This is a genomic window from Burkholderia sp. LAS2 (assembly GCF_018417615.1).
GTDB classification, from domain to species: domain Bacteria; phylum Pseudomonadota; class Gammaproteobacteria; order Burkholderiales; family Burkholderiaceae; genus Burkholderia; species Burkholderia sola.
Window position 1 is genome coordinate 1,321,873 of the sequence record NZ_CP071052.1, and the last position, 17,279, is coordinate 1,339,151.

The 17,279-nt window shown below is 60.7% G+C and carries 14 protein-coding genes; 13 read left to right on the forward strand and 1 reads right to left on the reverse strand.

What is annotated here, in order from left to right; translation table 11 throughout:
- Positions 1-72 precede the first annotated feature (72 nt).
- From JYG37_RS06170 to JYG37_RS06195, 6 genes are all read left to right on the forward strand, one after another.
- The gene (locus JYG37_RS06170; protein WP_034206570.1) at positions 73-651 is read left to right on the forward strand and encodes a YqgE/AlgH family protein; all 579 of its coding nucleotides are present in this window, start codon (positions 73-75) and stop codon (positions 649-651) included.
- Positions 648-1,097 (forward strand): Holliday junction resolvase RuvX, encoded by a 450-nt coding sequence (ruvX, locus tag JYG37_RS06175; RefSeq protein ID WP_006476737.1) that lies wholly within the window; start codon positions 648-650, stop codon positions 1,095-1,097. Before JYG37_RS06170 ends, ruvX begins: the two co-directional genes overlap by 4 nt.
- On the forward strand, positions 1,084-1,596 hold the full coding sequence (pyrR, locus tag JYG37_RS06180) for a bifunctional pyr operon transcriptional regulator/uracil phosphoribosyltransferase PyrR (RefSeq protein WP_050011687.1): 513 nt from the start codon (positions 1,084-1,086) through the stop codon (positions 1,594-1,596). The genes ruvX and pyrR overlap by 14 nt, the downstream gene beginning before the upstream one ends.
- Positions 1,597-1,669: 73 nt before the next feature.
- Positions 1,670-2,701 carry an aspartate carbamoyltransferase catalytic subunit gene (locus JYG37_RS06185; RefSeq protein WP_006476735.1) on the forward strand — a complete coding sequence of 344 codons (1,032 nt, stop codon included), beginning with the start codon at positions 1,670-1,672 and terminating at the stop codon, positions 2,699-2,701.
- A 61-nt stretch (positions 2,702-2,762) separates the two neighbouring features.
- Complete coding sequence (locus JYG37_RS06190) at positions 2,763-4,040, forward strand: dihydroorotase (RefSeq protein WP_213345938.1); 1,278 nt, start codon at positions 2,763-2,765, stop codon at positions 4,038-4,040.
- 19 nt (positions 4,041-4,059) lie between these two features.
- Positions 4,060-4,917 carry a lysophospholipid acyltransferase family protein gene (locus JYG37_RS06195; RefSeq protein ID WP_050011685.1) on the forward strand — a complete coding sequence of 286 codons (858 nt, stop codon included), beginning with the start codon at positions 4,060-4,062 and terminating at the stop codon, positions 4,915-4,917.
- Between the two features lie 31 nt (positions 4,918-4,948).
- On the opposite strand, the gene JYG37_RS06200 is transcribed toward JYG37_RS06195, so the two are convergent.
- The gene (locus tag JYG37_RS06200; RefSeq protein ID WP_213345939.1) at positions 4,949-5,788 is read right to left on the reverse strand and encodes a symmetrical bis(5'-nucleosyl)-tetraphosphatase; all 840 of its coding nucleotides are present in this window, start codon (positions 5,786-5,788) and stop codon (positions 4,949-4,951) included.
- Between the two features lie 474 nt (positions 5,789-6,262).
- Between JYG37_RS06200 and JYG37_RS06205 the strand changes: the two genes are divergently transcribed.
- The 7 genes from JYG37_RS06205 to rfbB all read left to right on the forward strand — a co-directional run bounded on the left by JYG37_RS06205 (position 6,263) and on the right by rfbB (position 17,270).
- Positions 6,263-7,045 carry an ABC transporter permease gene (locus JYG37_RS06205; protein ID WP_124630628.1) on the forward strand — a complete coding sequence of 261 codons (783 nt, stop codon included), beginning with the start codon at positions 6,263-6,265 and terminating at the stop codon, positions 7,043-7,045.
- 10 nt (positions 7,046-7,055) lie between these two features.
- Positions 7,056-7,805: an ABC transporter ATP-binding protein gene (locus JYG37_RS06210; RefSeq protein WP_059574205.1), complete on the forward strand. Its 750-nt coding sequence runs from the start codon at positions 7,056-7,058 to the stop codon at positions 7,803-7,805.
- A 1,898-nt stretch (positions 7,806-9,703) separates the two neighbouring features.
- Positions 9,704-10,639: a GDP-L-fucose synthase family protein gene (locus JYG37_RS06215; protein WP_059574204.1), complete on the forward strand. Its 936-nt coding sequence runs from the start codon at positions 9,704-9,706 to the stop codon at positions 10,637-10,639.
- 86 nt (positions 10,640-10,725) lie between these two features.
- Positions 10,726-12,081, forward strand: coding sequence for an FkbM family methyltransferase (locus tag JYG37_RS06220; protein WP_124630629.1), 1,356 nt, complete (start codon positions 10,726-10,728; stop codon positions 12,079-12,081).
- A complete protein-coding gene (locus tag JYG37_RS06225; protein ID WP_249746028.1) occupies positions 12,024-14,279 on the forward strand; it encodes a glycosyltransferase in 2,256 nt (751 codons plus the stop codon). Before JYG37_RS06220 ends, JYG37_RS06225 begins: the two co-directional genes overlap by 58 nt.
- Positions 14,280-14,606: 327 nt before the next feature.
- On the forward strand, positions 14,607-15,380 hold the full coding sequence (locus JYG37_RS06230; protein WP_185723024.1) for a sulfotransferase domain-containing protein: 774 nt from the start codon (positions 14,607-14,609) through the stop codon (positions 15,378-15,380).
- 828 nt (positions 15,381-16,208) lie between these two features.
- Positions 16,209-17,270 (forward strand): dTDP-glucose 4,6-dehydratase, encoded by a 1,062-nt coding sequence (gene rfbB, locus JYG37_RS06235; protein ID WP_213346084.1) that lies wholly within the window; start codon positions 16,209-16,211, stop codon positions 17,268-17,270.
- Positions 17,271-17,279: the final 9 nt, after the last annotated feature.

Below are 17,279 nucleotides of genomic sequence, written 5' to 3' on the forward strand. Positions count from 1 at the left end.
GCCAGCGCGGCGCGGCGTTGCTTGTTGATCGCGGCCCGGTCAGGTCGCGGCGTCTTTGCTAAAATTCAAACCATGTCAAAGCCTTCCGATCGCATCAATCTCACCAACCAGTTCCTGATCGCCATGCCGAACATGGCCGATCCGACGTTCTCGGGAACGGTGATCTATCTTTGCGATCACAGCGAGCGCGGTGCGCTCGGCCTCGTCATCAATCGTCCTACCGACATCGACCTCGAATCGCTGTTCAACCGCATCGACCTGAAGCTCGACATCGAGCCGCTGCTGCACATTCCCGTGTACTTCGGCGGCCCCGTCCAGACCGAGCGCGGCTTCGTGCTGCACGAGCCGGTCGAGGGCGCGAGCTACAACTCGTCGATGTCCGTCGACGGCGGGCTCGAGATGACGACGTCGAAGGACGTGCTCGAGGCGGTCGCGACGGGCACCGGCCCGAAACGCTTCCTGCTGACGCTCGGCCATGCAGGCTGGGGCGCCGGCCAGCTCGAGGAAGAAATTTCCCGCAACGGCTGGCTGACGGTCGCCGCCGATCCGCGCATCGTGTTCGACACGCCGGCCGAAGAGCGCTTCGAAGCCGCGCTCGGCCTGCTCGGCGTCAGCTCGTCGATGCTGTCCGGCGAAGCAGGGCACGCATGAGTGGCGCGAGCGCGCGCGATGCGACGCTCCTGGCGTTCGACTACGGCGAGAAACGGATCGGCGTCGCGATCGGCAACGCGCTGACGCGCTCGGCCCGTGCGCTCGTCGTGATCCAGAACCTGAACCGCGAACACCGCTTCAAGGCGGTCGGCGACTTGCTGGCCGAATGGCGGCCGGACGCGCTCGTCGTGGGGCTGCCGATGCATCCGGACGGCACGCCGCACGACATGACGCAGCAGGCGAAGCGTTTCGGCAACCAGCTGAACGGCCGCTTCGGGCTGCCCGTCACGTGGGTCGACGAGCGCTATTCGTCGGTCGAGGCCGAGGCCGGGCTGCGCGAGCGCAACGTGCGCGGCCGCGCCCGCACCGACATGCTCGATGCCGAAGCCGCGCGCGTCATCCTTCAACAGTATCTCGATCAATTGTCCGACCATGAGCACCATTGACGCCGAGGCGCTTTACCGCGTCCTGCTCGACCAGATCCGCGCAGCCTACGGCACGGCGTTCGCCGAACCGGGCGGCCCGCGGCTCGCCGGCATTTACAGCGGCGGCGCGTGGCTCGCCGAGCGCCTCGCGCGCGATCTCGGCGCTCAGGCGTTCGGCGTCGTCAACGTCGCGCTGCACCGCGACGACTACGCGAAGAAGGGGCTGCACAGCCAGGCCAGCCCGACGTCGCTGCCGTTCGAGATCGACGGCGCGCGCATCGTGCTCGTCGACGACGTGCTGTACACCGGGCGCACCGTGCGCGCGGCGCTCAACGAGTTGTTCGACTACGGCCGTCCGGCCGCGGTCGAGCTCGCGGTGCTCGCCGATCGCGGCGGCCGCGAGCTGCCGGTCGCCGCACGCTTCGCGGGCGGCACGCTCGACGTGCCGGCCGACGCGACGCTCGTGCTCGCGCGCGACGATGCGGGCTTCACGCTGCGCGTCGAATCGCACGGCGCCTGAACGACACGCGAACCGTATCCCGGGCCGCCGGTTTGCACCGCGGCCCGTTTGCATAGTTGGAATCACGCACACCATGACCACCGACACCACTGGCCGCACCGGCAATCCCGCGGCGGCCGCGAGCCCCGACCGGTTCCGCTACGGTTTCCTGAAGGGCAACCCGCAGCTCACGAAAAACGGCGAGCTGAAGCACCTGCTGTCGATCGAGGGCCTGCCGCGCTCGATCGTCAATCACATCCTCGATACGGCCGAGCAGTTCGTCAGCGTGACGGACCGTGAAGTGAAGAAGGTGCCGCTGCTGCGCGGCAAGTCCGTGTTCAACCTGTTCTTCGAGAATTCGACGCGCACGCGCACGACCTTCGAGATCGCCGCGACGCGCCTGTCGGCCGACGTGCTGAACCTGAACATCAATGCGTCGTCGACGAGCAAGGGCGAATCGCTGCTCGACACGATCAACAACCTGTCGGCGATGCATGCCGACCTGTTCGTCGTGCGTCACGCATCGAGCGGCGCGCCGTACCTGATCGCCGAGCACTGTGCGCCGCACGTGCACGTGATCAACGCCGGCGACGGCCGCCATGCGCATCCGACGCAGGGCCTGCTCGACATGTACACGATCCGTCACTACAAGCGCGACTTCACGAAGCTGCGCGTGGCGATCGTCGGCGACATCCTGCATTCGCGCGTCGCGCGCTCCGACATCCACGCGCTCACCACGCTTGGCGTGCCGGAAGTGCGCGCGATCGGCCCGCGTACGCTGCTGCCGGGCGGCCTCGAACAGATGGGCGTGAAGGTGTTCCACAACCTCGACGAGGGGCTGAAGGGCGTCGACGTGATCATCATGCTGCGCCTGCAGAACGAACGAATGAGCGGCGCGCTGCTGCCGTCCGCGCAGGAGTACTTCAAGACGTGGGGCCTGACGCCCGAGCGCCTCGCGCTCGCCGCGCCCGACGCGATCGTGATGCACCCGGGCCCGATGAACCGGGGCGTCGAGATCGATTCGCAGGTCGCAGACGGCCCGCAGTCGGTGATCCTCAACCAGGTCACGTTCGGCATCGCCGTGCGGATGGCGGTGATGGGCATCGTCGCCGGCAACAGCGACTGAGCCCGCTTTCGCGCGTCCTCATTCAGGCATTCAACGCAATCAACGTATTCACAGACAGCGCATGAAGATTCATATCCAAGGCGGCACGCTGATCGACCCGGTCGCCGGCACCGAACGGCAGGCCGACGTATTCGTCGCGGACGGCAAGATCGCCGCGCTGGGCAGCGCGCCGGCCGGTTTCAACGCGGACAAGACGATCGACGCATCGGGCCTGATCGTCGCGCCCGGCCTCGTCGACCTGTGCGCGCGGCTGCGCGAGCCCGGCTACGAGCACAAGGCGACGCTCGCGTCCGAGATGGCCGCGGCCGTCGCGGGCGGCGTCACGACCCTCGTGTGCCCGCCGGACACCGATCCCGTGCTCGACGAGCCGGGCCTCGTCGAGATGCTCAAGTTCCGCGCGCGCAACCTGCACCAGGCGAACGTGCATCCGCTCGGCGCGCTGACGGTCGGCCTCAAGGGTGAAGTGATCACCGAGATGGTCGCGCTGACCGAATCCGGCTGCGTCGGCTTCACGCATGCGAACGTGCCGGTGCGCGACACGCAGGTGCTGCTGCGCGCGCTGCAGTACGCAAGCACTTACGGCTACACGACGTGGCTGCGTCCGCTCGACGCGTTCATCGGCCGCGGCGGCGTGGCCGCGAGCGGCGCGCTCGCGTCGCGGCTCGGGCTGTCCGGCGTGCCGATCGCGGCCGAGACGATCGCGCTGCACACGATTTTCGAACTGATGCGCGTGACGGGCGCGCGCGTGCACCTCGCGCGGCTGTCGTCGGCGGCAGGGCTTGCGCTCGTGCGTGAAGCGAAGGCCGAGGGGCTGCCCGTGACCTGCGACGTCGGCGTGAACCACGTCCACCTGATCGACGTCGACATCGGCTACTTCGATTCGCAGTTCCGGCTCGATCCGCCGCTGCGCAGCGAGCGCGACCGCGAAGCGATCCGCGTGGCGCTTGCCGACGGCACGATCGACGCGATCTGCTCCGATCACACGCCGGTCGACGACGACGAGAAGCTGCTGCCGTTCGGCGAAGCGACGCCGGGCGCGACGGGGCTCGAGCTGCTGCTGTCGCTGACGCTGAAGTGGGCGGACGAGACGCGCACGCCGCTCGCGCAGGCGCTGCGCCGCATCACGTCCGCGCCGGCCGACGTGCTGCAACTGCCGGCGGGGCGCCTCGCCGAAGGCGGTGCGGCCGACCTGTGTGTGTTCGATCCGCGCGCGCACTGGCGCGTCGAGCCGCGTGCGCTGAAGAGCCAGGGCCACAACTCGCCGTTCCTCGGCTACGAACTGCCGGCCACGGTGCGCACGACGCTCGTGGCCGGGCAGGTCGCGTTCGAGCGCCACTGAACCACGCCGGATCCTCGCCATGACCGCTCTTCGCAAGCTGCGTCTCGTCTTTCATCTGCTGCGCGGCATGGCGATCGTCGCGCTGCGTTTTTCGCACGTCACGCCCGCGCGCCGCGCGGAGCTGATACGCCGCTGGTCGGTCAAGATGCTGCGCATCTGCGGGATGCGCCTCGTCGTCCACAACGACGGCGCGCGGCTCGACGCGAGCGCGCTCGTCGTGGGCAATCACGTGTCGTGGCTCGACATCTATGCGGTCAACGCGTGGCGGCCGACGCCGTTCGTGTCGAAGGCGGAGGTGCGGCAGTGGCCGGTCGTCGGCTGGCTCGCCGAGAAGCTCGACACCGTATTCCTGCAGCGCGAGAAGCGCACCGAGGCGATGCGGATCATGCACGAGATGGCCGAGCGCCTGCGCACCGGCGGTGTGATGTGCGTGTTTCCGGAAGGGACGACGTCCGACGGCCAGGATCTGCTGCCATTTCATGCGAACCTGTTCCAGGCCGCGGTATCGGCCGGCTGCGCGGTGCAGCCGATCTGCCTGATGTACGAGGACGCGCACGGGCGGCAGTCGGTCGCGCCGGCCTATACGGGCGAGTTGTCGCTCGGCAAGTCGCTCGACATGGTGCTACGCGGCGGGCCGCTCGTCGCGCATCTGTACGTGTGCGAGCCGATCGCGCCGGGCGGCGACCGGCGGGCGACGTCCGCGGCGGCGCGCGACGCGATCGCCGCCGCGCTGGCGACGCTGCAGGAGAAGGTCGGCAAGCCGACGGCCGAGTCGCTCGCCGAGCTGCAGAAGCATGCGTATCCGGCGACTGAACTCGGCGCAGACGCGGCGGGCGATGCTGCAGCCGACGCACCCGTGCCGGGGCGCGAGGGCTGATGCACCGGCGGGCGCGTGAATCAGCCTGCCGTCACTCGCCGCCCGGCGAGCGGCACGCTTCGCACTGCACCTGCGTGACCGTGCGCTGTGCCGGATCGGCCGTCAGCCGTACGGCCGACAACTGGTTTCCCCATACGCATCCCGAATCGAGCGCGACGACGTTGTCGCGCAGCATCAGGCCGAGCGCGGCCCAGTGTCCGAACACGACCGTCACGTCCGCGGTGCGGCGCCCCGGCACGTCGAACCACGGCAGGTAGCCGGGCGGCGCACTGTCGGGGCCGCCGTTCGCCTTGAACTCCATCGCGCCGTCGGGCGTGCAGAAGCGCAGGCGCGTGAACGCGTTGAACGCGACACGCATCCGGTCACGTTTTTTCAGGTTCGGGTTCCATTGATTGGGTTCGTTGCCGTACAGGCCTTGCAGCGTGTCGCGCCAGTCGGGGGCGCGGAGTGCGCGCTGGAGTTCGTCCGCGAGTTCGAGCGCGAGCGTGGCGTCCCATTGCGGTAGCACGCCGGCGTGGACGAGCAGCTTTTCGTCTTCGACATGCACGAACGGGCGGTGGCGGACCCAGTCGAGCAGGGCTTCGGCGTCGGGGGCGTCGAGGATCTCGCCGATCGTGTCGCCGGGGCGTTCGGTGCGCAGGCCAGCGGAAACCGCGAGCAGGTGGAGGTCGTGATTGCCGAGCACGACGGTCGCGCGCGGGCCGAGATCGACGACCGCGCGCAGCGCGGCGAGGGAGCCCGGGCCGCGGTTGACGACGTCGCCGGCGATCCAGAGGGGCGTGTCGGCGGGGGGGGAGAGCTGGTCGAGCAGCGACTGGAAAGCGGAATGACAGCCTTGGATGTCGCCGATGGCGAGGGGGGGATGGGGCATGGGTTCGTGGGTGTTCGGGAGTCGAGCATACGGTAGCAAAAGTTCGTTCCCGGAGGCTACGCGAAAATTTTCATCCGACACTAATAAATTCACCATGCCCGCGCTTTGGCCACCAAGCACGGGTCGGCGTCGCTGTTTCAAGTTGTTAGCAACGTGGCTTTTGCATCCGGCGGCTTCATATAATTTGCCGTTCCCGCGCGAAAATTACCATCAGATGACTCTGGCGGGCATGGCGACCGGGTAAAATGCCGGGCCTGAGGCGGCTCGGATGGTTGTTCCCCCTTGCGATCTGCCGCATGGCAACGTTCGCGGCGTGCTTGTCTTGTACTGCAGGGACGCCAAATGATCCGGATTCGTGGTCATGCCTGCCCCATTTGTAGTGGGCCAGGCATCGACTCGATAACGTGCCAGGGCGCGCTGACATAGTCGACAATTCTGTCTGACGCCCCTATTCCTTCATTTTTGAAAGCTTGCATGCTGACCCTTTCACTTGCGGACCTAAAGAAAAGCATCACGGCGTGGCGGTTGTGGACCTTGCTCGGCTGGCTCGAAATTCGGCAACGCTATGCGCGTTCGCGCCTGGGGCCGTTCTGGCTCACAATCAGTATGGGTGTGATGATTTCGTCGTTAGGTGTCGTTTACGGCACGTTGTTCGGCCAGAAAATCAACGAATACCTGCCGTTTCTTGCTGCCAGCATCGTGCTGTGGGGTTTATTCTCGACGACGATCGTGGAAGGCAGCGTCGCGTACATCAACAGCGCGCCCTATATCCGGCAAATGGCCACGCCGAAACTGATCTATATCCTGCAGGTCGTGTGGCGAAACTTGATCGTCCTTACCCACAACTTCGTGATCGTCATCGCGCTGCTGGCGATCTACGGCGTGAAAAGTTGGGAGACGTTGCCAGTATTCATTCCGGCGCTGCTGGTGTATGTGCTGAACGCCACATGGATCGCGATGGTGGTGGGCCTGCTGTCGGCGCGCTTTCGCGATCTGCCGCAGATCGTGAGCGCATTGCTTCAGGTCGCGTTCTACGTGACGCCGATCATTTTCCGCCCCGATGCGCTTAATCGCTTCTCTTTCATTGTCCAGTGGAATCCGCTTGCGTATCTGATCGACCTCGTGCGTGGCCCGCTTATCGGACAGATGCCCAGTGAATTGACCTGGGCGATCACGGTCGGAATGGCAGCGATTGGATGGCCTGTCGCCCTGTTGATGACCGGACGTTATCTGAAGCGTATTCCGTACTGGGTCTGAGAGAAACGATATGGCGTTTATCGAATTACAGAGCGTAACGCTCGATTTGCCGATCTTCGACGTGCAAGGGCGTTCGCTCAAGAAGCAGGTGCTCAACATGGGGCGCCGCAACAGGATCGCCGAGGGCAACGACGGTGTGATCGTCGTGCGCGCGCTGGACGAAGTGAGTTTCCGTTTCGAGCGTGGCGACCGCGTTGGGCTGATCGGACACAACGGGGCAGGGAAATCGACATTGCTTCGTGCGATGGCGGGCATCTATCCGCCATCGTCTGGCCAGTTGTTGCGTGAAGGAAGCGTGGTGCCGCTCCTCGATATCGGCCTCGGCATGGACGAGAACTCGACCGGCATGCAGAACATTCGGCTCAGAGGGCTGTTGCTCGGCATGTCAGATGCGGAGATTCGGGAGAAGCAGCGCGAAATCGCTGAGTTCTGCGAACTCGGTGATTATCTGGACCTGCCGATTCGTACGTATTCCAGCGGGATGAAGGTGCGGCTCGCGTTTGCAGTGTCCACTGCAGTCGATGCCGAAATCCTGTTGCTCGACGAAGTGATGGGCGTCGGTGATGCGTCGTTCATGCACAAGGCGGAAGCGCGATTGGCCGATCTTCATAGCCGGGCCGAAATCGTCGTGCTGGCGATGCACTCGAACTCCGAAATCCGCAAAGTATGCAACAAGGTGCTTTGGATGGAGCGTGGTCGTGTACGCGCTTTCGGGCCGACGGAAGAAGTCGTGTCGGAGTATGAGGCGACGACAGGCTGAACGCGTCGACCGGCTAGGGGGCTGCATGATTTCGTGCAGGATTTGCAGCACGGCGAAAAGATGTCCGGTGACGAGCCGGCTCTGTGCCGAGTCGATCGGCTGCCTGCGTCTTATCATGTAAGGTTGACCATGCTGTCCGGCGTCTGCGCTTGGAGCAGCGAATTGCCCGATATCTGAGCGATTCACTTCCGGGGTACGCACAAGATCATAGGTTTCGACGGCGCGCCGCCTGCGCAAACCACCCGCGCGGCGGTTCCGGAGCCGTCGCCGACGCGTGATATGCCGAGGGCGACGACGTATTCGTTGCGCGCGCAGCGTGTTTTCAGCGCGTGATCATTGATGGAGTGCGGTGCCAGGTTACCTCGTTCAGCTTTTTCTGCCTCATTTCCCTGCGTTGCTGATAACGACGTCTGCGTCACAGGGCAACCTGATGTCGGCGGCGCACGGCTCGCGTTTCCCGGACAGTTGTCGATCCTGCCGAGAGCATGCGACCGATACGTGCGCAGCCGAATCGCAGAGTGGTGCCGCCATAGTTCGCCCGACGGCATGCGTGGGCCGATTAATGCGGTGCTGTTCATCCATTCGACGTACGTCCTCCGCAATTGTGGCTAAAGCCGCACGTTTGCATCATCTACTCCGACGAAGACCGGATCGACGCGTTTGGTGTTCGTAACGACTGGTATTTCGAATGTGCTTGGGACTCGCATCTCTTCTATTCGGAAAGCATATTTTGCCGTTCGGGCGCGCTTCACAAGAGGCTCGTGGAGAGGGGGCGGATTCCATGTCGGCTTCAAACTCGGCAGGATTGGTGCATTGAGTTGTGATTCATCGAGCAGTTCGGCGCCGCCGGCATCCGTCAATATTCCCCGGCGTACTGTATTGGCGACGCGTGCCGGTCGCGAGTGTTTCGCTAGCCGATGCGAGGCCAGGCGTCAAGGAGGGCGGCGCGTGTTAAGCCGCATTTCGTATGGCGTGGCATCTGGGCGCCGTCGAATAGACGGGGTGAAACTGCCGTGTCCGCTAGCCGAAGCAGCCAGCCCGTGCCACCTCTCATGAGTCAGACCATCCTGACGCGGTTTGCGGCCGACCGGTGCTGGCATCGACAGCGTTGTAGCGAGGACGCATTTCCCCGGCCATGAAATCGTTACCGTCGGTAACGAAGCGGACGATTCGGTCAAGATTGCGCATGTCAAATCGCTCGTGAGCCAGACTCGGATCCGTGTGCCTCGCGACGAGCGACCGTTCAATTGTTCAGCACTGACAATGTGACCGTCGATGGCGGCCGACCTGGGATCCCGCTGCCGCCGCGTTATGGGTACTCCGACTGTATCGCCGCGAATGGGTGCTTTGGAGGGGCGTAACCGCGGTCTTTCGGCAGATCCGGAAAGCGACTGATGAGGGATGTGTGCGGGTTCGGCGATCTGAATCCGACAGCCGCTTTCAACGACATTGAATTGTGCCTTTTCGTGCGCGACAGAGGCTGTTGAAACTTATGGGCGTAATTTATGGAGCTTTATCATTACGCGTCCACGGCAGGCTCGCGAGGACAACCGGGACAAGGCGCGCGCGGCATACCCGAAATTGTCTACATGTACAAGTGCTGAGTCATGCTCGTGGCCGGCGATCCACTCCCGCAGCTTACCTCCGTCTTTGGAGCGTGACGACCTCGTCCTCTTGGTCCAGTCGCCGCGCGCGAGCAGTTGCGTTGAGGACCCCGCGGCCCATCACACTTGCCGTCGCCTCCTTCGTAGGTTCAGGGTAGCAGGTAGGGTAGTGTCTGTATAATTGTTGCGGATTGTGACGTTTGCGACACCGTGTGCTCTTCCAATGTTGAACTCGATTGCGGTCGCGAAGCGTTTGACAGGAAAGCAACTGGTAAAAATTTGGAGAGTTTAGGAATGGCGGAATCTGAAGAGCGGGTCTTGATCACGGGCGCCGGTGGAGTGATCGGTCACGCATTAAAGCAGGAATTGGCGGATTCGGGGTACTCGAACGTCGTCGCAATCACGAGCAGCGACGTTGATCTTAGAGATCAAAACGCGACTGAAGCAATGTTCAATGAATTGCGCCCGACTATAGTTTTCCATATGGCGGCTCGGGTGTACGGCATCATGGGGAATATGTCCAATCGAGGTATCGCGTATCTGGACAACGTTCGGATCAACACCAACGTAGTCGAGGCTGCGCGTCAGACAGGCTGTAAGAAGTTTGTCGCCATGGGCTCGACAGCCATTTACTCTGATCAAGTGCGTCTCCCGATGTCGGAGGAAGAAATCTGGGTTGGGGCGCCGCATCATTCCGAGGCTCCGTACGCACACAGCAAGCGCGGTATGCTTGCGCAACTGGAGGCCTACAAAGATCAATACGGAATGGACTACGCATTTTGCGTATCCACCAATCTCTTTGGTCCGCATGACAAATTCGACGAGAAATTCGGGCATGTCATTCCATCTCTTGTGTCGAAGTTCTATCGTGCGTCTGTTCTAGGGCAGCCCATTTCCGTCTGGGGGTCCGGGAAGGCGGAACGGGACTTTCTCTTCAGTGGCGACGCCGCATACGCGCTTCGCCTTATCGCCGAAAAACACACCGGCGCAATCAATTTGGCGACCGGTCAATCGTATACGATTCGGCATACGGTCGACACGCTTTGCCAGATTTCCGGCTTCAGCGGCAACGTGGAATGGGATGCGACAAAGCCAGATGGCCAAAAGCTGCGAGCATACGATATCTCGCGTCTGACGGCGTTGGGATTCAAGCCACGATTCTCGTTCGACGAAGCGTTGGCGATTACTTACGACTGGTACTGCAAGAACGTTGAGTCAGCCAGAAAGTAATTGGATGGTATTGCCCCTGGTGTGTTTGCGCGTAAAGAGGCGGCACACCATCTCTCTAACGTGTGGTCATTCGAGTTGTTTGATCGATGAAATTTGTATCGTACGCGCAGAACTATGAAGATGTGATGCTCCGGCGCGCGCTCGCTAAAGTCGATCGCGGATTCTACATAGATGTCGGCGCTGCCGAACCGTATGCAGATTCGGTAACGGCAGCATTCTACGAACGTGGCTGGCGTGGCATCAACATCGAGCCAATGCCGGGGCCGTTCGAGAGGCTGGCTCGGGCGCGACCTCAAGACGTCAATCTACAAGTCGCCGTGGAGAACAGGCAGACGGTCGCCCGGTATTTCGCAGTGGATGGCGGTAACGGGATTTCGACGGGTATTCCAAAACTCGCGGAAGAGTATAGGGACGCGAACTGGGACATCAGCCAGGTAACAGTGGCGGTCACGACATTGCGCGATATATGCGAGACATATGTCGGCGAGAAGCCAGTCCATTTTCTCAAAATCGATGTGGAGGGTAACGAAAGAGAGGTGCTGGCGAGTGCCGATTTCAATACCTTTCGTCCCTGGATCATCCTGGTCGAGGCTACGGAGCCGAATTCCCAAATTCCGTCCCATGAAGGTTGGGAAGTTCTTTTGCTGGAAGCGAAATATCATTTCGTTTATTTCGATGGCCTGAATCGCTTCTATGTGTCAGCGGAAAAAATGGACGAATTGAAGCACGCCTTTATGGTTCCGCCAAACTGGTTTGACGGATTTGTTCGGGCATCGGAGTCCGACATGATTCGGCGTGCGACGGATTTGGAGCGGCAACTCGCTGAATTGCAGCGGCAGTTGCAGCAGGCTCATGAGGGATGGCTTTTGGAAAAGGGCGCACGAGAAGAGTTAGAGGTACGGTTGAAGGGCGCATATCACAACATGACTAATCAGGCGCACGGCGAGCAGGCGTCGCAAGTTATTTTGGAAGACGCAAGCCAAGATTGCGTCATGAAGAATCCCGAGATCTCGCACGACGGGATCGATCAACTCAAGGTGCGGCTTGCGGCAAGCGAGGGAGATCTTGAGAACCATCGGATCCAATTGGCCGAGTTGCGCGTCCGATTGACCGAAAATGAAAAGTCCGGACAAGCGCTCAGCGCCGAGCGCGACGCCGCCTACCAGGAACTATTCGAATCATCCAGACATGCTGCGTGGCTGAGCCAGGAAAGAGTGCGCTTGCAGGAAAGGGTCGACGAGTCAGCCAGACATGTTGCGTGGGTGAACCAGGAAAGCGGACGCTTGCAGGGGAAGGTCGACGAGTTTGAGCACATGGTCGGTACGCTCCGCTTGCAAGAGGAGCGCGTGTCGGCCGCACTGCACGCGGTGCTTCAGAGTACATCGTGGAAATTGACCGGTCCGCTGCGATGTATAAAGCGCATGATGCAACGCCGATCCTAGTATTAATGGAGCAAATTTTGGTATCGAATTCGATTTGCATCATTGGTCGCTGTACTTTCGGCACTGGAATTGGCGCTGTGACTTATGCGGCGTGTGAGATGTTGAGCCGATTTTATGATGTTTCCATTTTTCCGACCGAGCCGCATTTCCGTGCAGAGCGCGAAATCGTACTGCCGAATGGGACGGTGATTCCTGTTTGCGCCGATCTTTCGCAGGCGAAGGTTGTCTTCTATGCGGACGTGCTATGGAACGGTGCATATGATTTGAATTACACCCTGGTTCCGCCGGGTGCATTGCGATTTGCTCATATCGCCTACGACTCCGATGAACTACCGTCTCAATGGGTCAAAGTGCTTAACGAGCACTTCGATTTTGCGCTCTTCATGAGCCATCACTTGGAGGGTGTGGCTCGGAGATCGGGCGTCGAGATAGGGGTGGGTACACTGCCGCTCGCCTTGGACATTGAAGGGCTGTTGAGTCGCCCTTATCGAGCATCGTCGAATGGCAAGATCAAATTCTGTTCGATTGCCGCATTTCACGCGCGTAAAGGTGTCGAGGGTCTTGTTGAGGGGTTCATTCGTGCTTTCGGTGATCGACAGGACGTGGAGCTCACGATACATTCGAATCTAGCTATCGGCTCAAGCTTTGAGCGCGTCAAGAATCTGGTCGACTCTAGAAAAGCCACGAATATTGTCATCAGTTGTGCTCCCCTGACTGATCAAGAGAAAAATGCACTGATCGAGGGTTGTGATGTCTTCGTGAATTGCTCTCGCGGTGAAGGATATTCCATTGGGCCGCGAGAAGCTCTGGCATTGGGGAAAGTACTCGCAATAACGGCCGTCGGGGGACATAACGATCTAGTTTCGACGCCTGGCGTCTTTGCTATACCGGCTACTATTGCGATGCCGGCGCGTTATCCGGAAATCGACAACCTTGTCGTCGGTCGGCAATTTGCCGCGGACATCGACGATATCAGCGCGGCGCTCACAGGCGCTTTTGAATACGTTTCGTCTGGCATAAGCGCGACGACGGTACGCGCGCGACGCCAACTCGCTGCCGAGTTCAGTTTTACCAATCTGGAGCTGAATTACGGTGAGTTGATCGATACCAAGCTTCGGTCATTTCGGCCCCGGCAATGCGGTTCACGCTTCGCCCGATTGCCGGCCGAATTGCCAGCGACCGTGGAGCGCCTTCTGGGGCATCGTTCTGCATCACTTCCTGGTGTTGATCGTACCGTTGTGCAGTCTCATGACGGCGGCTTCTTCTCGGTCTTCAATGCATTCATGAGCCATTTGGTGTGGGACCAGCGTGACAAGCGGTGTCATATGGTCTTGCCGGACTGGAACGTGGATCGCATGATCAAGCGCTTGGGTACGGCTCAATTCATGAGCTTTTGCTATGGGCGCCCGAGCGAGGGAAATGTGTGGTCCAAGCTGTTCGAGCCGCTCTACGGCCTCAGCGACGCAGATATGGACGACGAGAGCTTTTTGTACACCAAGGGGCGTCCGCCTGTTGCGGTGTTCAATCACGAACGTGAGCCGCAACTTACCTATGTCCATGCGTATAAATTGTATAAGAGCGGCCAATTTTCTCGTATTCGCTCACAATACAACAAGGCGTTCAAGGATCATGTGCATTTGCGCGCTCCATACCAGCGTGAATTGGACGAATTCCGGGCGAACTTTGCCGGGAAATTTATGATCGCGGCGCACGTCAAGCATCCGAGTCACGTGATCGAGCAGCCGGGCGGAAAAATTGCACACATTCAATCATATATAGATGGGATCAGGCGCCAGATCGATGCTCGCGGATTCGAAGAGGATTCTGCAGACTGGGCGGTATTCCTCGCGACGGATCAGGATCGAGTAATTAATGTCTTCAAGAGAGAATTTGGCGACAAGGTTTTTTGCTATGAGGATGTCCGTCGAACGACCGAGGCTGAAGACGCACGCTACGACCAGTTGGGGGCAGAGGAGCGTCGCGCAGAAGGCTTTCAGGTACAGCACTTGGTCGCTGCAAATCCTGATAACTGGAACATCAGGATGGCTTGGGAGGTCATTCGCGACGCGATGACCATGGCACATTGCAATGTGCTTCTCCACATTGTGAGCAACGTTTCGACAGCAGTGTCGTACATGAATCCGGACATTGAACTCGTTTTTTGTTCCGCTGAAGAGGCAGAGGCCGCACGTCACTGAATGCCTGCTTCACGTTTTGAGCCGCAAGGCCTACGGGGCGTGAAGCGCGCTGGGGCTGACGGAAAACCGTAAGATGTGTCGCCGGTCGGTCGAATCGGTACGGCCTATCGGCGGATTGTCGGATGCTGTCAGGCGTGTGATTCCAGCACGGGCCAGCGATACAAGCGTTGGGATCGGCGCGACGCAATTTTCGGGGCTAGAGCCATGACTTCCGCTGTCATTGCTCCGCCGTGCGGCAGAATGGGTGAGGAAGGGACATCGCCGATTGAGGCGGCTGCGTGAGACCTTTCGTTATCTGGAATGTATATGCGAGTTACAGGAGATAGTTTGTCCACCAACGCTCAGGATTGCCCATCTAGCGAAATTTTGCGTATCGCGGTGGTGAGTTCCCCGCGGAGCGGTAATTCATGGATCAGATCAACGCTCGCAGGCGCACTGTCCATGCAGGAGATCGCAGTTCACAATTATCTCGATGCTCCGGCTGTTTTACCGCCGAGGTGCTTCCTTCAGATCCATTGGTATCGCGAGCCGAACTTTCAAGCTTGGCTTCGCGCGAATCAATTTCGGATATTGACGGTAGCAAGACATCCACTCGACGTTCTTGTATCGGCGCTGCACTACATTCGATACGAACCGGGAACGAGCCGATGGCTTGAGGGGAATGTGAAATTGCCTGCGGAGCTGGCGAGCGCCAGCCCGTCCTCGGCCGAGTTTCTCGAGTACGCTCTCAGCATGGGTGCCGAAGATCTGCTTTCGATCACCTATCAATGGTGGAACGATCCCGATGTGCTTCGTCTTCGATACGAAGATGCCGTTGCGAACCCTGAAGTGGTGCTTGGCAATCAGATCGCTGCATTAGGGGGTAGTGCACAGGACGTCGTTCCCTGGCTGGCGCACCTCAGTCTCGAGAAGATGCGTGCGACGCCGAACCGGCACGGATGGCAGGGAAGCCCAGGGCTCTGGCGACGTTTGATTGTCCCGCAAGATGCCATTCGTATCTACCGAAGGCATCGAAGAGTTTTCGATACCTTGGGCTACGCGATTCGGCCATACTTTCTGACGCGTGCATCGGCCTATCGAAACTGGATGGAGCGACTTTAGCAGGTGACACTTGCCGGACAGTCGTGTTCCATAACGAGAGTGCGATGAGCGCTTGATTGTGATGGTTGCCCTGTTGGATCTGGTGGGCGTGGTCAGCCCGCGAGGCGCCGTCTCGCAATGCCGAGAAGGCGGCTGGGGCGAGGTGCGCTTGAGCACCTTGTTTCCGCGCTCGGAGGATGCTCGCCGCGGCTCGACGGGCCTAAGTGTCGGGCAACGGGGAGCACGGGTCGGCTTAGGTCGATGGGCGGCTGAAGACTTTGTGGGCAACCGAGGTCAGGAGCGTGGCAGCGGTCCTGACGCCGTCCCCCCGCATACTGATCAGGGCCGGCCAAAGACAGTGAGCAAGCAACAGACGTTCGACAGCGACCTGGGCCCATTTCCTACTCACAGCGGCGAGTGCCGCGGCCCATAGTGGGGCGCGACAATGATAGGGGGAGTGCGGGCCGGACACGATCGCGGCTTGTTCGCTCCGTGCCGGAATGCTCTGAGTCGCCAGATTTTCCTGCATCGCAGTTCATTCCGAGTGAGTGGGTAAGAGACACGTTGGTGGCTTGGTAGAACAGACAACGCTCCATCGTGCGCGATCTTGGCGTCGCTTCAGCCGATCGATTTTTTACGATCGTTGTATCAATTTGTTGCAGGCATGAATTTTGCTTGATGCAATTTCCTATCATTGCATTTTCTCGCAAAAATTAGCACTTCGTGACATTGACGCTCATGGTGACCGGTTAAAATCCGGGCCTGACGAGGCTCGGGCGTTGCCACCCGTGATATGTCATGCGACGAGCGCCCCGACCGGGCGTGCCGCACATTTCTAGAGGGAGTCCCATGATTCTGGTGACGGGCGGTGCGGGTTTTATCGGTGCCAACTTCGTTCTCGACTGGCTACACCACCACGACGAACCCGTGCTCAATGTCGACAAGCTGACCTATGCGGGCAATCTGCGCACGCTGCAGTCGCTGATTGATGATCCGAAGCACGTATTTGCGCGTGTCGATATTTGCGATCGCGCCGCGCTCGACGCACTGTTTGCCGAACACAAGCCGCGTGCGGTCGTGCACTTCGCCGCCGAAAGCCACGTTGACCGTTCGATCCATGGCCCCGCCGATTTCGTGCAGACCAATGTCGTCGGCACGTTTACGCTGCTTGACGCGGCGCGCGCGCACTGGAGCGGGCTGCGTGATGTCGACAAGGCCGAATTCCGCTTCCTGCATGTGTCGACCGACGAGGTATTCGGCTCGCTGTCCGCGACCGATCCGCAATTCTCCGAAGCGACACCATATGCGCCGAACAGCCCGTACTCGGCGACAAAGGCCGGCTCCGATCACCTGGTGCGTGCCTATCACCATACGTACGGCCTCCCGACGCTGACGACGAACTGCTCGAACAACTATGGCCCCTATCAGTTCCCCGAGAAGCTGATTCCGCTGATGATTGCGAACGCGCTTGCGGGCAAGCCGCTGCCGATCTACGGCGACGGCCAGAACGTGCGCGACTGGCTGTATGTCGGCGATCATTGCAGTGCCATCCGCGAGATACTTGCGCGCGGCGTCCCGGGCGAGACGTATAACATCGGCGGCTGGAACGAGAAGAAGAATCTCGACGTCGTGCATACGCTGTGCGACCTGCTCGACAGCGCGCGTCCGAAGGGGGCAGGCTCCTATCGTGACCAGATCACCTACGTGACGGATCGTCCGGGCCACGATCGCCGCTATGCGATCGACGCGCACAAGCTCGAACGCGAACTGGGGTGGAAGCCGGTGGAGACGTTCGAGACGGGGCTGGCGAAGACGGTACGCTGGTATCTCGACAATCAGGCTTGGGTTGACGATGTCGTATCGGGCGAATATCGCAAGTGGGTCGAGACGAATTACGCGCAACGCACTTGAGGGCATGGC

Coding starts and splice junctions, on each gene's coding strand:
- JYG37_RS06170 (WP_034206570.1), top strand. CDS start 73: ATGTCAAAGCCTTCCGATCGCATCAATCTCACCAACCAGTTCCTGATC.
- ruvX (WP_006476737.1), top strand. CDS start 648: ATGAGTGGCGCGAGCGCGCGCGATGCGACGCTCCTGGCGTTCGACTAC.
- pyrR (WP_050011687.1), top strand. CDS start 1,084: ATGAGCACCATTGACGCCGAGGCGCTTTACCGCGTCCTGCTCGACCAG.
- JYG37_RS06185 (WP_006476735.1), top strand. CDS start 1,670: ATGACCACCGACACCACTGGCCGCACCGGCAATCCCGCGGCGGCCGCG.
- JYG37_RS06190 (WP_213345938.1), top strand. CDS start 2,763: ATGAAGATTCATATCCAAGGCGGCACGCTGATCGACCCGGTCGCCGGC.
- JYG37_RS06195 (WP_050011685.1), top strand. CDS start 4,060: ATGACCGCTCTTCGCAAGCTGCGTCTCGTCTTTCATCTGCTGCGCGGC.
- JYG37_RS06200 (WP_213345939.1), bottom strand. CDS start 5,788: ATGCCCCATCCCCCCCTCGCCATCGGCGACATCCAAGGCTGTCATTCC.
- JYG37_RS06205 (WP_124630628.1), top strand. CDS start 6,263: ATGCTGACCCTTTCACTTGCGGACCTAAAGAAAAGCATCACGGCGTGG.
- JYG37_RS06210 (WP_059574205.1), top strand. CDS start 7,056: ATGGCGTTTATCGAATTACAGAGCGTAACGCTCGATTTGCCGATCTTC.
- JYG37_RS06215 (WP_059574204.1), top strand. CDS start 9,704: ATGGCGGAATCTGAAGAGCGGGTCTTGATCACGGGCGCCGGTGGAGTG.
- JYG37_RS06220 (WP_124630629.1), top strand. CDS start 10,726: ATGAAATTTGTATCGTACGCGCAGAACTATGAAGATGTGATGCTCCGG.
- rfbB (WP_213346084.1), top strand. CDS start 16,209: ATGATTCTGGTGACGGGCGGTGCGGGTTTTATCGGTGCCAACTTCGTT.